This is a genomic window from Veillonella sp. KGMB01456, from assembly GCF_023051165.1.
GTDB lineage: Bacteria > Bacillota > Negativicutes > Veillonellales > Veillonellaceae > Veillonella_A.
Genome location: NZ_JALKIG010000025.1, coordinates 16,212 through 31,490, shown reverse-complemented (window position 1 = coordinate 31,490; position 15,279 = coordinate 16,212). Strand labels below are relative to the sequence as shown.

At 41.0% G+C, this 15,279-nt stretch carries 10 protein-coding genes; 1 reads left to right on the top strand and 9 read right to left on the bottom strand.

All coding sequences use genetic code 11. The annotated features are described in order from the left end of the window. A partial coding sequence (locus MXE28_RS07925; protein WP_247240025.1) for a cation:dicarboxylase symporter family transporter occupies positions 1-417 on the top strand: 417 nt, incomplete at its 5' end. Positions 418-533: 116 nt separating this feature from the next. Here MXE28_RS07925 and MXE28_RS07920 read toward each other — a convergent pair. The 9 genes from MXE28_RS07920 to gpmI all read right to left on the bottom strand — a co-directional run bounded on the left by MXE28_RS07920 (position 534) and on the right by gpmI (position 15,189). Then, complete coding sequence (locus MXE28_RS07920) at positions 534-1,718, bottom strand: cation diffusion facilitator family transporter (protein WP_021841385.1); 1,185 nt, start codon at positions 1,716-1,718, stop codon at positions 534-536. Between the two features lie 335 nt (positions 1,719-2,053). Beyond that, complete coding sequence (locus MXE28_RS07915; RefSeq protein WP_021841384.1) at positions 2,054-3,571, bottom strand: dihydrolipoyl dehydrogenase; 1,518 nt, start codon at positions 3,569-3,571, stop codon at positions 2,054-2,056. Positions 3,572-3,909: 338 nt separating this feature from the next. Then, positions 3,910-5,463 carry a histidine ammonia-lyase gene (hutH, locus tag MXE28_RS07910; protein ID WP_021841383.1) on the bottom strand — a complete coding sequence of 518 codons (1,554 nt, stop codon included), beginning with the start codon at positions 5,461-5,463 and terminating at the stop codon, positions 3,910-3,912. A gap of 106 nt (positions 5,464-5,569) precedes the next feature. Further along, positions 5,570-6,874, bottom strand: coding sequence for a Na+/H+ antiporter NhaC family protein (locus tag MXE28_RS07905; RefSeq protein WP_156704619.1), 1,305 nt, complete (start codon positions 6,872-6,874; stop codon positions 5,570-5,572). 355 nt (positions 6,875-7,229) lie between these two features. After that, positions 7,230-10,268 carry a tetratricopeptide repeat protein gene (locus MXE28_RS07900; protein ID WP_247240024.1) on the bottom strand — a complete coding sequence of 1,013 codons (3,039 nt, stop codon included), beginning with the start codon at positions 10,266-10,268 and terminating at the stop codon, positions 7,230-7,232. Positions 10,269-10,595: 327 nt separating this feature from the next. Next, positions 10,596-11,330, bottom strand: coding sequence for a YebC/PmpR family DNA-binding transcriptional regulator (locus MXE28_RS07895; protein ID WP_021841511.1), 735 nt, complete (start codon positions 11,328-11,330; stop codon positions 10,596-10,598). 113 nt (positions 11,331-11,443) lie between these two features. After that, the gene (locus MXE28_RS07890) at positions 11,444-12,019 is read right to left on the bottom strand and encodes an RNA methyltransferase (protein ID WP_247240023.1); all 576 of its coding nucleotides are present in this window, start codon (positions 12,017-12,019) and stop codon (positions 11,444-11,446) included. A 194-nt stretch (positions 12,020-12,213) separates the two neighbouring features. Next, positions 12,214-13,500, bottom strand: coding sequence for a phosphopyruvate hydratase (gene eno, locus MXE28_RS07885; RefSeq protein ID WP_021841509.1), 1,287 nt, complete (start codon positions 13,498-13,500; stop codon positions 12,214-12,216). Between the two features lie 156 nt (positions 13,501-13,656). Then, positions 13,657-15,189, bottom strand: a complete 1,533-nt coding sequence (gpmI, locus tag MXE28_RS07880; protein ID WP_021841508.1) for a 2,3-bisphosphoglycerate-independent phosphoglycerate mutase — start codon at positions 15,187-15,189, stop codon at positions 13,657-13,659. Between the last annotated feature and the right edge of the window lie 90 nt (positions 15,190-15,279).

Below are 15,279 nucleotides of genomic sequence, written 5' to 3'. Positions count from 1 at the left end.
ATAAATACTAGTCTCATCGGTCTAAAAACCAACTCAAAATGTCCTATAGGCCTTACAATTACCATTATGACATTGGCAGCCGTTAATACCCTTCATATTCCGGTTGATTTTGCTACCGCTATCCTATTAAGTATTATTGCTACCATCGGTTCTTGCGGTGCTTCCGGGGTTGCCGGCGGTTCCCTCTTGTTGATTCCGCTTGCTTGTAGCTTATTCGGTATCTCCAATAATATCGCCATGCAAGTAGTTGGTGTAGGTTTCATCATCGGTGTTCTTCAAGACTCCACAGAAACTGCCCTTAACTCGTCCACGGATATTCTCTTCGTGGCGGCTGCCGATTTTGCCGAACACGGCTATCCTGAAAATATCAATGAAGATCAATCTAAAGTGGTAGTCGATAAAACAATCGAAGCATAAATAGTTAAATAGTTATCATTTCTATCACCTACATAAAAGGATGACCGTTCCTCAGCTGAGGAACGGTCATCCTTTTATTTCGTCCTATAAACCTATTTTAAAGATCTACCGATACTTTAACCGTGAATATTTTCAGTACCCGTATAGCTATGCTCCGGTGTAATTGTCACTACATAAGATGGATCCATGGCCTGCAAAATATTAGTAATTGATTTAGCAATCACATCCATCCGTTGACGATCGTCGTAAGGTACAACCAAATCAAATATGATATGTAATTTATCATCGCTTTGCACAGTTCGTAAATCATGAAGGCTCAATTTCTCATCATACGCCTTAACAACCGAGTGAATCTTATCATATAAAGCCATAGATTCTTTTGTGATTAAAAGCGGATCCATATGAATCGTCAACTGAATATATAACTGTTTACGCGCATCTCGTTCAATGCGGTCAATCAAATTATGACTTTTTATAACGTCTTCTTTCGCATCTACTTCGACATGAATGCTGGCAAAAACATGACCGGGGCCGTAATCATGAATCATCAAGTCATGAATGCCTAAAACGCCCGGATAGGATTTTACAAAATTGGCAATATCATTAACCATTTCCGGACTCGGTTCATTGCCCAACAAACGATTGATGGCATCGGACAATACATGATAACCTGCACGAGCAATCATTAAGGATACGATAGCACCTAAATAACCGTCAATAGGAAAATCTAAAAGCCCTCCTACCAAAAGACCTACGGTAATGCCTAAAGTTGCCCACACATCGGACAAACATTCCAAACCGTTGGCCTGCAAAATCGGTGAATTAATACGAATCCCCACATTTTTGAAGAAAGTGTAGAGCCAAACCTTTAGACTCATGGCACATAGCATCACAACGAAAGCTAACACCGAAAACTCAACCACTTGCGGGTTCATGATTCTATCGAAGGCTTCCAAAAATAATTGCGTTGCCAAAACAAATAAGAGTATGGAAAAACCAATAGATAACAGATATTCGATTCGACCATGGCCATAGGGATGCTCCCGATCTGCTTGCTTAGCAGAAAAACGGAAGCTAAAAAAAGATATAGCCGAGCCGCCCGCATCAGCCACATTATGGATACCATCACTAATCATGGCAATGGATCCAACCAGCAAGCCGACTACAATTTCACCTATACAAATAATTAAATTCGTAATAATACCTACAAGACTTGTTAAATTACCATATCTTGTGCGCACCGTCGGTGCTTTCACACTGTCATAATCTTTAACAAACCATCGTATTAACTGCTCTTGCATATATTGCCACCCACCAATTTTAAACCTTTAAAATCACACACATAACTCAAAACACATCAACGTCAAGCCCAAAAGGGACATAAAATGCGTCGTGCCGTGTCAATTACTCGACCTGTGCACTCATCTCTCAATGAATAATCATTATCTACTTAAGATAGTATATACCATTTCTCAATGATTATCAATATGTATTTTTGTAAAAAATACCCTCCTCAAGAAACGTATGATAAAAAGTTTGTAAATAAAACTTCTACTATATAATACGCCTCATTGAGGAGGGTTTCAAATTATATTATGTGTTTAAAATATTGAATTTTTGAATTTTAAAGTTCAGCTTACCAGCGATGCTCATAGTATACTTGAGTCCACATTACCACTTCCGAAAGAGCCGGATGCGGAGCCATCGTTTCGCCCACAGTTTTAACGGAATGAGGATCCATTTTACGAACCAAACCTTCACTGCGAAGCTGCTTCGTCAACGCAGAACCGATTTCTTCATTAATCGCCGTTAACGGTGTGTCGCCACTGTTCATGAGGTTAACATATGGTTGGAACAAAATAGACGCTTGCGGCCCAATTACGTGAACTCCTAAGATATTATTCGTCTTAGTATCTACTACGATTTTTACAAAACCGTCGTTTTCATCACCCGGATCAAAGCCCATAGCAAAACCCTTTGCGGAAGAAGAATAGAAATTCTTGCCGGTTTTTACACTGTAACCCTGTTCAATCGCTTCTTTTTCAGTAAGACCTACATGACCTACTTGCGGATAGGTATAGGTAACGGCCGGGATTACATCATAACGAGCCCAACGGAAATCCTGCGGCGATGTTGCATGATACAAATTATGAGCAATAATATCCGCTTCATAGTTGGCCTTATGACGGAATGGTGCTTCCCCGTTCACATCACCCATAGCATAAACGCCGTCAACCGACGTTTCCAAAAATTCGTTAGTTACAATCCAGCCGCCACGTTTAGTTTTGATGGAAGTATTTTCCAATTTCAATTCTTCCGTAGCCGGTTTGATACCGGACGCCATGAGAATTTCTTCCCCGCGCACTTCACGAATTTCACCGGTTTTACGGTCACGAATTACCACAACTTTTTCGCCGTTTTCAACACGTACTTCTTCCGGTTCCTGATTCAAAATGACTTCAATACCCAAACGAGTCAAATCTTTATAGATTTGTTCGGAAATTTCTTCGTCTTCCTTCGGAAGTAAACGCACATTATGTTGAATTAAAGTTACTTTCGTACCGGCTGCGGCAAATACGTGAGCAAACTCGGTACCGATAGGACCGCCCCCCATAACAACCAAGGATTTAAACGGTTTATTCGGATATTTATCACCGAAGAGGCTTTCACTGCTCATATAGCCAGCTTCTTCCAAACCTTTAAGCGGATTAATCTTAGTATGACCACCTACGCCCAATACGATAATCGGTGCGGTAATTTCTTCGGTCACTTCACCGCTGTTCATGGTAACTGTCAAAACTTTATCTTTTACAAAAGTAGCGGCGCCGCGATACAAATCAACATTATCGAACTTATCGTAGTAAGCTTCAACACCCTTGCTTTCATCGATTTTTTGCCAAACTCGTTTGGACATCAAATCCCAATTGATAGTAGCCGGTTGTACCTGCACACCGATTTTAGGCAGTTCCTCAATTTCACGAACCGCATCAGCTACGGTAACCATTACTTTGGTCGGAATGCAGCCGCGAGTCAAGCAAGTACCGCCAAATTTGCCTTTCTCAATAATAGCTACTTTTTTACCTTTAGCTATGGCTGCGTCGGCTACAATGGAAGCGCCGCCGGTGCCGATAACAATAAGATCATATGTCTTCATATTAAAACCTCCGTTTTAAATATTTTATGATTTACAATCAATAATTATAATCAATTACTTTATAACCTATTATATCATATCGATACATATAAATAAAGAGATGTATACATTAATTATTTCAAGTAATTTTGCAATTATATAGATGTTGATTTATACGTAAAAACTCTCTGTACCGGTACTTTATAGCGAGTTTTTTGTACCGATATACAGAGAGTTTTCACAGAGGCTATATCAAGTCAATATTCAAATTATATAGACCTTTATGAGGTCCGAACCGGGTACGCCCGGTTGAATCTTAAAGTATATCCTCTTATATCAAATTATGACCGAGAACTAAATTAAATATCGAGGTCTACAACAGCTTCTACAGCTTCCAATAAAGTACCGTCAGCAACAATAGCTGTTACTTTTTCTAATTCTTTGAACATTTCAATGTCTTTGTCATAGTCGATAAATTTATTGGATTCACGGACTGCTTTATAAGCAGCTGCTGTGCCCACACCTAATTGACCGCTGTCTTCGCGTAAATCAATAGCCTGACAAGCTGCCAAGATTTCGGTTGCCACTACACGGCGAACGTTTTCAGCAATTTCCCCTGCCTTACGGCCGGCATGAGCACCCATGCTTACCAAGTCTTCCTGGTTTTCACAAGAAGGAATGGAGTCAACGGAAGCCGGATGAGCAAGTACTTTATTTTCACTTACTAAGGCAGCCGCTGCATACTGAGTAATCATGAAGCCGGAGTTTAAGCCGGAGTGTTTAACGAGAAACGATGGGAAACCGCTCAACGAATTATTGAGAAGCCGTTCCAAACGACGTTCCGAAATATTAGCAATTTCCGCTAAGCCGATGCCGAGGAAATCAAATGGCAATGCCATTGGTTCACCATGGAAATTACCACCGGAGATTACATCGCCATCCGGTAAAATAATCGGATTATCGGTTACGGAGTTAATCTCAATATCTACTTTTTCTTTTACAAAAGCCAACGCATCTTTGGAAGCACCGTGAACTTGCGGTACACAACGTAAGGAGTACGGATCTTGTACACGTAACTCACCTTGCTGCGTAATATAGGTACTGCCTTTAAGTAATTCGCGCATATTATGAGCCGTATCTAATTGGCCTTTATGAGGACGAATCGTATGAATGCGTTCGTCATAGGCGTTAATAATACCACTCATAGCTTCAGCCGATAAGGCCGCTGCTACGTCGCTTAATTTTAACAAGCACATACCTTCCCAAAGAGCCAAGGCCCCTACGGCTGTCAAAACAGGGGTACCGTTAATGAGTGCCAAACCTTCTTTAGCTTGTAAGGCAATAATAGGGATGCCCGCTTTATCCATAGCTTCTTTACCGGTCAAAAGCTGACCTTCATATTCCGCATCACCAAGGCCAAGCATCGGTAATACCATATGAGATAACGGCGCCAAATCGCCGGATGCACCAAGGGAACCTTTTTCAGGGATATACGGATGAACGCCTTTATTAATCATGTTGATTAACGTTTCCAAAGTTTCCAAACGAATGCCTGAGTACCCTTTTACTAATGCATTAGCACGAATGAGCATCATCGCACGAGTTGCTTCACGGCTAAATGGTTTACCAAAGCCACAAGAGTGGGTACGAATTAAGTTTTCCTGTAACTGCGAGCAATCTTCTTTGGAAATATGCACGCGGCATAAGGAACCGAAACCGGTGGTGATACCATATACAACCGAATTGCTGTTTACAATATTATCTACGATGGCACGTGATTTTTTGATGCTTTCTATAGCTGATTCTGCCAATTTGATTTTAGCATCATAGCGGGCAACCGCTACTAATTCAGCTAAAGTAAGATCATGACCTGTCAAAACAACTTCTTTAATGGATTTTACGGCTTTAATCATACGTTACATCTCCTATTACATCAATTTACTACGTCTATTTACATTGACCCGACATTCTTTGTTATTATAAACTGCTGAGAAAAACACTATTAACTGTGATTACCTGTTAACCAAGCATTAAAGCACCGATAACGCCGCCTACAAAGAGCGTAATATCGTAGAAAATAAAGGTTGGTACACAAGTATCCCAAATATGATTATGCTGACCGTCTGCATTCAAACCGGATGTCGGTCCCAACGTGGAGTCAGATGCAGGTGAACCGGCGTCGCCTAAAGCAGCTGCGATACCAATTAAAAGGATAATGGCAGGAACACCAAAACCTAATTCAAAGCCCATTGGAATATAAATGGAAGCAATAACCGGAATTGTACCGAAAGAAGTACCGATACCCATGGTAATTAATAAACCAACGGCTAACATAAGAATAGCGCCGGCCATTTTAGTATCGATAACGGAAGTTGTTGCTTCTACTAAAGATTGAACCGATTGAGTTTCACGAAGTACATTGGCATAACCGGCCGCAACGAGCATTACGAATGCAATGAAGCCCATCATGCGAACGCCACCGTCCATCATAAGGTCCATATCTTTCCATTTAATACAACCGGTAAGTAACATAACTAAGAGACCGCACATGGCCCCGATTGGTAAGGATTGGAAGTAAAGCTGAGCGCCAAAGGCAACAGCAGCACCCAATAAAGCCAACCAGCATTCTTTAGTCATAGTAACATCATCAGGATTTTCATCGGCACCGATAACCGGTAAATCTTCATAATGTCTGTCGCGAGCGTAGAAGAATACCGCAAGAACAAGACCTACCAACATGGAAACGCCGCCAATCCACATAACGGCTGAAATATCTTGAATAGAAACATCTACACCGTTTGCTACCATTTGGTCTTTAATAATTGTCATAAATAAAAGACCGAAACCAACCGGTAAGCTTACATACGGTGCTTTAAGACCGAATGTTAAGGCACAGGCTACAGCACGACGATCCAAATTCATATGATTCATTAATACCAAGAGTGGCGGAATTAAAATAGGAATGAATGCGATATGTACAGGAATTAAGTTCTGAGAGAAACAAGCTACAAAGGCAATTAAAAATACAAAGGCGATTTTCTTGTTCCCTACAACTTGAGTAATTTTACGGGATGCTACACCGGCCAAACCGGAACGACCGATAGCTACGGCCAAGGCACCTAACAAAATATAGCTCAATGCTGTTTCAGAGTTACCGCCCATACCGTTAATGAGCGATCCTACGGTGTCTTCAATAGACATCCCGCCGATTGTACCGGCTACTATAGCAGCCACAATTACGGCTAACAGAACGTTCATTTTGAGCAAACAAATGACTGACATGACAATAACTGATACCACTATCGGGTTCATTAAAATATCCATACAGTTTCAACTCCTTTGCTAACCTTTCAAAATCAGTAAAGTAAATGTGTCCGGTCTGAGTAAATATTTACTTTTTTATAGTATACTTTAAATTTGTCGTAAAATGGTCAAAGTTTTTCAAACCTCAAAAATTTGTCATTAAGTATCAAATAGAATAATCTGAAAAAAGTCCGTAAAAATAAGAGCCCGTCAATTTTAAAATTGACATTTTCCAGACGATTTTTATCATGTTAAAATGCTAAATCACAAAACAGAAAAAGAGATTGTAACGAAAATCCCAAATTCCACTTGGAACTTCATTACAATCTCCCTAAACTTACGAAGCTTCATTCATAGCTTCATTCATAGTTGCTAATTACGAAGCTTCATTCATAGCTTCTAATTTTGCTCTTTCATAGGTATCGCGGTATAAATCCAAATAGCGTAAAGCCCGACCGCTATACATGCCGATACTGCCGCGATAACGCTTAGTAACTTCGGATTGCGGATATTCATGCTTAATTAAAGCAATGGCCATATTCACATACCCTACTTCCTGCGGATTATTCATCATCGTTAATTTTGCCATCGCTTCATCAATGTACTTCAAGGCGCCTTCTTGATTGCCTTCGCGCATAGCTAACAAGGCCAAGTACGATTCAACGATTGGGCGACGCCAATAGAAATCATAACGATTAAAGAATTCATAAGCCTGTTCAAAATAAACTTGTGCTTTGTCAAACTGCCCTAAGTTATAGGCCGCAATGCCCGCATTACAGGAAAATACTACCCAGGAACTGTAAGCCTGTTGATCATTACAAATAGCTAACGCTTTATCATAATACTCAATGGCTTCTTCAAATTGCCCACGGCCGCGACGGATTTCACCGATATAATTATAGGCTGCCGCAATATTTAAGGCATAACGACGAGCCACCGTTTGTGTTACCATAAACGTAGCAATGGATTCATTGAGAAGCCGTTCCGCTTCTTCAAAGTCACCTTGCATAATCATATTTAAGCCTTTAAGACGTAAAAGTATCCCTACTTCCTTATGGTAGTTACATTCTACGGCCAAATCCAAAGCAATTTCCAAATAGTTTTTCATTTCATTGGTATTACCTGTTTGGATATCGTAGTAAATCATCTGTTTATACCCCATGAGAGTATAATCGCGATTACGCATTTCAGATGCTTGTTCAATCAAATCAAGAATATAGCGAACCCCTTTTTCATATTTGCCTTCACGAATGAAATAACGTCCGATTAAGTGCAAATACATAAGTTCCAAATTCTTCACTTCCGTTGTAGCACCGCAGGTTTCACGAATGCGTTCCATCATTTTATCCACATCACTCAGATATTGTAAGGTATCCGCTTCCGTAAAATAACTGGCCCCACCGGTCTGCATCGGTTCGGACAGACTGAGTACCGGGAAGAGTTCATGACTGAAGTTCAAGTAATACATGAGCCCTTTCAGTTTATAGTGCCCCATTTTAACCAATTCGCCGGCCTGTTCATAGTGATATTCCAAATGCTTGTAAATCACTACGTCCTTTTTGGAGTGAGTTAAGCGTTTTTCCCATAAGGAGCCCAAATAACCATGTAAAATTTTCCATTTTTCCGGTGATAATTGCTGTTGAATAAATTCTTTCAACTTCTGCTGACTGATTTCATATAAAACATCCGCTTGTTGTGAAAACGGCGTTATCATATTCTTCGCTTCCAACGCTTCCAAATATTCCAACAGGCGTAAGGTGTCCATTTTCATATATTCACTGATCATGGAAATCGGCGCACCATTATAAAACAGCGAAATAAAATCAATAATTTTCTGCTGCTCTTCCGTTAAGGATAAATAATTGGCCTTAAACAAGGTTGCCATATTATTAGTCAATTTATCTAAGCTGCCTGTAGTCTTAAGCGAATTTAAACATTCATTGAGTAAAAATAAATTGCCTTCTGTTTCCAATTGTAATTTGTTAATTAAATTTGCATCTGTAGGAATGTTTAAACCGGCCGCTTCCACATATTGCTGAATATCTTTCTTGGATAACGGATTTAACTGTGTTACATGAAGACGTTTATAGACGGCAATAGACGTGATAAAATGTTGAAAATCTTTTTCACGGGAATCGCGGCCCGTCATAAGGAACAGAATCCGATCCGATTGTTTGCGCAGGATTAAACTGCTCAAAAGGGACAAACTGAGCGGGTCCATCCACTGAATATCTCCAAATACAATAATTAACTTTTTATTGGCCGATGCCACATCAAGCACGGTTGACAACGTATGAAAGATAGAATCAAACTTCAAGATGTCCTTAATTTCCACCAAACCTAAATCGCGGTCAATACTCATGTCCATTTGTGGGAACAAAGTATATAAACGACTCAGTTCAAAATCAGGAATCATGGTTCCGTTTTCTTCCAATAATTTAACAAGACCATTTACAATTTCTGTCCACGGATGCAGTAAAAAATTACGTTCCAACTGATAACAATTAGTCTGAATAACCGTCACTTCATCCTGTAAGCTGTCGAGCGCAATATCCTTAAGCATCGTTTTACCACTCCCCGCATCGCCTAATAAAATCAATGCTTCACCGGCACGACCACGCATAAAGGACCAAATATGAGCCGTCATATCTTCCAATTCTTTTTCACGGCCAATAGGAATCGCTATACGATGAGAGCGGTTCTGGAATTTCTTCTCTTCCTGTTGCAACGCATCTTTAATAATGGCATCAATATCAGCCAAAGCATCAGACTGCATGTCCCCTTGGAAAAGCTCTTTCATTTCTTCGTAGAGCTCCATAGCCTGCTGCATCTTGCCCTGTTCGCAATAAGCGCGCAGTACGATAGCATACACATTCTCATCATACGGATTCTGAGCTATCAAAAGCTGACCATGCCGTTCAATTGTATTGTAGTCTTTTTCGGACACGGCAATCTGCAATTTTTCGGCAATAGCATCCATATATAGATTTTTTAACCGACTTCTTTCGGCTAAGTACCAATCTTCATATTCCACGGAATCCTTGATGAAAAAGCCCTGCAAAAATTCACCTTTATATAAATCCAACTGCCCCACCGGATCGGCTTCGAACAGTTTACTGTCAATTTCCACATCCACCGCCGGATTGACTTTAATAATCGCTTTACGTGGTGAAATAAACGTATCGGCCCCCAGTATTTTCTTTGCTTCGTAAATTGCATTGCGGAGATTTTTACGAGCTACCGCATCCGGTTTATCAGCCCATAAAATACCGCTTAATTCATCACGCATAACGGTCCCGCGCACCAGAATGTAATACACTAATGCATTGACCTTATTATAGGAGAAAAATACCTCTTCCCCATCCTTGAGAATCTCAAGAGTTCCCAAAAAACGCACTACCAATTTTGCTGCCATAATAATCCCTCTGCCTGTATTGTTATTTTATGACATTTATTTGCGTCAAATGCTAACGTCAAACAAAACGTCAAACTTTTTAATCTAAAATTTCACGTTGCTTCCATCTTGTGAAATCTTTTTTGACACTTTTTATTATACAATAAAGCAATAGATAAAACACGCCAATGAATCAATTTTTCGCAAAATACATATAGCAATTATGCATAATCAAATGGTTTTTTATCGGCCATATGTCATTGAGCCATATCGGGACTGAAACGTACACAAAAAAAGCACCATTATTAAACAATTAGTTTAACAATGATGCTTTATATTTTTATGTTCTTATTCCTCTTCTTCAGGAAGATCCGCGTTGTGGTACACATCCTGAACATCGTCTAAATCATCAAGGGCATCGAGCATTTTTTGCATTTTTACAGCGTTGTCCCCTTCAAGAGCGATGGTATTATCAGGCACCATGGTGATTTTGCTTACCATGGTTTCGATATTAGCATCGGCCAAGGCTGCTTCAACAGTGTCATAATCTTCCGGAGCGGTGTAAATAACAAAACTGTCATCTTCCACTTTTAAATCTTCCGCACCCGCTTCTAAAGCAAGCATGGTCAATTCTTCTTCGTCATGACCTTCGCTGTCGATTACGAAGATACCTTTACGGTTAAACATCCAAGCTACGCAACCGGTTTCACCGAGGTTGCCGCCGTTCTTGGAGAACGCATGACGCACATCGGCTGCCGTACGATTACGATTATCGGTCAAACACTCAACCGTTAACGCTACGCCGCCCGGGCCGTAACCTTCATAGGTAATTTCTTCGTAGTTATCCATATCGGTAGCGCCTACGCCTTTAGCGATGGCGCGTTGAATATTATCTTTAGGCACGTTGTTTTCACGAGCTTTTTGCAAAGCCAATTTTAAACGCATGTTACCAACCGGATCGCCACCGCCCATACGTGCGGCAACCGTAATTTCACGGCTGATTTTAGTCGTTACTTTTGCTTTCAACGCATCAGTTTTACCTTTTTTATGTTTAATATTGGCCCATTTTGAATGTCCGGACATTGTACTTCCTCCTATAATAACCTGAATGATTCTTTGGTGCTTTCTTTGCATTCTGCTTTATTAATATTCTGCTTACGTTTGCTGCCTTCTTATGACATTACACGTTAATAGCACTATGCTTTTTCCCACCACGCTTCGCCACGCAAACGATCCAAAATAATGGAGACTGCACTGCGTACCGACAGATGATTGTAATCACCGTGACCATATACAGGTTCTAAAATATAATCAAATTCTTCCATAGTATCTTTGGTCATGCCATAACCGGTACCAAATAATACTAACACAGGGCGCGACCCCTTTTCAAGCGTTTGCCGCATCCATGCATAAGTCACCGTATTATCATAAGTACGTGCATCGGTTGTGGCGATAATCGGCGGGTCACCCTCAAGGGCTGTCACTTCCTCAACAGCGGCGCGAATCGAGTTGACCAGTGCCACTTCACTGAACGCATCTTTGCGGTCGGGATTGTAGGTACTGCCAAAACCGGTTTGCCAGTGCTCCATAATCTGCTTGGCCAAATCACGTTGGGCCGGTATGTTGTGAATCACAAAATAACGACTCACATCATAGGTAATAGCCGCTCGGGCAATATCGTGAATATCATAATTCGTAATCGCCGTCGTAATGACTTCGCCATGCTTATTATAGATAGGATAATGAACCAAGCCTATATATAAATTTGCCAAGGTTATTCCTCCCTTTTTATTCGCTACTCTCCATTATAATGAATTCCATCGTTCGCCGCAAATAAAATCTATAAAAAAATCTATAAAAGTCTGAAAAACAGTAAAAAGATTCGTTACACCGGTGAAACCGCAAAGTTTCATCAGATGCAGCCGAATCTTTTTACCTAATGTATCAGTTGCTTTTTACTGAGCGATTATTTTTTAATATTGTAAAAAACGTCTTCCCCACGATACTGAGCAGTTTCAGCCAATAAGTCTTCGATGCGAAGCAATTGGTTGTATTTAGCTACACGTTCGCTACGAGCCGGTGCACCGGTTTTAATCTGGCCGGCATTAACAGCTACAGCGATATCGGCAATTGTATTGTCTTCGGTTTCACCGGAGCGGTGAGAAATAACACAAGTGTAACCGGCACGTTTTGCCATTTCGATAGCGTCGAAAGTTTCTGTCAAAGTACCGATTTGGTTTACTTTGATTAAGATAGCATTGGCCGTATCGGATTTAATACCTTTGGCCAAACGTTCCGTGTTAGTTACGAATAAATCATCACCAACGAGTTGAACTTGGTTGCCAAGGCGTTCAGTCAATAATTTCCAACCTTCCCAATCTTCTTCAGCAAGGCCGTCTTCGATGGAGATGATAGGATATTTAGCTACTAAATCAGCATAAAATTCAACCATTTCAGCAGCCGTTTTTACTTTGCCTTCACCGGCTAAATCATATTTGCCGTCTTTGTAGAATTCGGAAGAAGCCGCATCAATAGCCAATTTGAAGTAGCTGCCCGGTTCATAACCGGCTTCTTTAATAGCTTCACAAATAACCTGTAAAGCTTCTTCGTTGGAGCCGAGATTTGGTGCGAAACCGCCTTCGTCACCTACACCGGTAGCAAGGCCTTTAGCTTTCAATACGTTTTTCAATGTGTGATATACTTCGGCACAAGCGCGTAAAGCTTCTTTGAAAGATTCAGCGCCTACCGGCATAATCATGAATTCCTGAATATCTACGTTGTTGTCGGCATGAGCACCACCGTTTAAAATATTCATCATAGGAACCGGTAATTCTTTGGCATTAGTACCGCCAAGATACTGGAACAATGGTAAATCAAAGGATGCGGCAGCTGCTTTAGCTACAGCCATGGACACGCCGAGAATTGCATTGGCACCAAAATTACCTTTGTTAGGCGTGCCATCAAGTTCAATCATCAAACGGTCGATAGCTACTTGTTCGGACGCATCATAACCGATAATTTCAGGACCGATTTTTTCATTCACGTTTTCTACGGCCTGTTCTACCCCTTTACCGAGGTAACGACCCTTGTCACCGTCGCGAAGTTCTACGGCTTCAAACATGCCTGTAGAAGCACCGGATGGAACGGAAGCAACACCGATGGACCCGTCTTCTAAATACACTTCCACTTCAACAGTAGGGTTGCCACGGGAATCCAAAATCTCTCTTGCGTAAACATCTGTAATCATTGCCATAATGTGTTACCTCCTTGAAAAGAACACTTTTTAAAAGTATATTCGTAAATACTTTTATATACTTAAATCGGCTATATGTAACCGTTTGTAAAAATTAAATGATTTGAATCTAAACCGGTGAGTCCTGGTATAAATCGACTCATCCTATGCAAATTCTTATTTTTTAACCAATAAGCTGTGACCGGTCATATCAGCCGGTTGCGCAATACCACCCAAAGCGAGCATTGTCGGCGCCAAATCGCAAAGCTTACCTTCCGTTAAGCTATCGTTTTTATGCGCTTCACTAACTAAAATAAGCGGTACCGGATTGGTCGTATGAGCCGTATGCGGCGCCCCCGTACGATGGTCAACCATCATTTCCGAGTTACCATGATCGGCGGTTACCAATAAATGCCCCTTTACTTTATTAATAGCTTCCACGATACGTGCTAAGCAAGCATCCACAGTTTGTACTGCTTTTTCAGCAGCTTCCAATACGCCCGTATGTCCAACCATATCAGGGTTGGCAAAGTTCAAAATAATCATATCGAACTTGCCACTTTCAATAGCAGCCACTACTTTATCGGTTACTTCGTAAGCGCTCATTTCCGGTTGTAAATCGTAGGTTGCCACTTTAGGGGATGGCACCAAAATACGTTCTTCACCGTCAAATACATCTTCTTGACCACCACTGAAGAAATAAGTTACATGAGCATATTTTTCGGTTTCCGCAATACGAAGCTGCGTATAACCGCCATCAGCTAATACTTGACCCAATGTATTAGTGAGCAGTTCTTTTTCATACACAATATGAGTAGGCAAACCGTCTTCATACTTGGTCATAGTAGCCATATAAATCGGCAACAAACCTTTAACTCGATTGAAGCCGGTAAATTCAGGATCTACCAACGCTCTGGTGAGCTGGCGGGCACGGTCCGGTCTGAAGTTGGCAAAAATCACCGCATCATGAGCTTCAATAGCGCCTTTAGCATCCAATACTACAGGCACTACGAATTCATCCACTACCTCATTGGCATAAGACGCTTCGATAGCCGCTTTAACAGAATCAGCTGTAACACCAACACCATCAACAATAGCTTGGTAGGCTTTCTCAACACGTTCCCAACGTTTATCGCGGTCCATGCCGTAATAACGACCACCGATGGTGGCGATTTTACCAAGGCCGAGCTGAGTCATATAAGCGTCTAAATCTTCTAAATAGGTAAGTGCGCTTTGTGGCGGTACATCACGGCCATCCAATAAAGCATGAACGTATAATTCAGTAACGCCTGCGTCTTTAGCGCCCTTAATAATCGCTTTAATATGATCTAAGGAGCTGTGAACACCGCCATCGGACACCAAACCGATAATCTGTAAACGGTGGTCTTTCGCCTGTGCATATAATTCTTTAATAACTGGCTTTTCAAAAAAAGCACCATCTTCCGTATCTTTGGTGATTCGAGTCAACTCCTGATACACAATGCGGCCGGCCCCGATATTTAAATGACCTACTTCGGAATTACCCATTTGGCCTTCCGGTAAGCCTACAGCGAGACCCGATGCCTGTAATTGTGTATGCGGATAGGTTTCCCATAATTTTAAAAAGTTCTCAGGCTTAGCCTGTACGACCGCATTGGTAGGGTCGTTCACATCCCCTATGCCGAACCCGTCTAAAATGGTCAGCATAACGGGAGCTTTTAATTTTGCCATACACAAACCTTTCTATATTCAAAATATCTTGTTCGTAATTAAACTATAATAAGTTTTACCGTCTAGTATCTACTATACAGTATAACTTTA

Excerpts from the sequence above, each read along its gene's own strand:
- MXE28_RS07920 (WP_021841385.1), bottom strand. The coding sequence starts at position 1,718 with ATGCAAGAGCAGTTAATACGATGGTTTGTTAAAGATTATGACAGTGTG.
- MXE28_RS07915 (WP_021841384.1), bottom strand. The coding sequence starts at position 3,571 with ATGAAGACATATGATCTTATTGTTATCGGCACCGGCGGCGCTTCCATT.
- hutH (WP_021841383.1), bottom strand. The coding sequence starts at position 5,463 with ATGATTAAAGCCGTAAAATCCATTAAAGAAGTTGTTTTGACAGGTCAT.
- MXE28_RS07905 (WP_156704619.1), bottom strand. The coding sequence starts at position 6,874 with ATGGATATTTTAATGAACCCGATAGTGGTATCAGTTATTGTCATGTCA.
- MXE28_RS07900 (WP_247240024.1), bottom strand. The coding sequence starts at position 10,268 with ATGGCAGCAAAATTGGTAGTGCGTTTTTTGGGAACTCTTGAGATTCTC.
- MXE28_RS07895 (WP_021841511.1), bottom strand. The coding sequence starts at position 11,330 with ATGTCCGGACATTCAAAATGGGCCAATATTAAACATAAAAAAGGTAAA.
- eno (WP_021841509.1), bottom strand. The coding sequence starts at position 13,500 with ATGGCAATGATTACAGATGTTTACGCAAGAGAGATTTTGGATTCCCGT.
- gpmI (WP_021841508.1), bottom strand. The coding sequence starts at position 15,189 with ATGGCAAAATTAAAAGCTCCCGTTATGCTGACCATTTTAGACGGGTTC.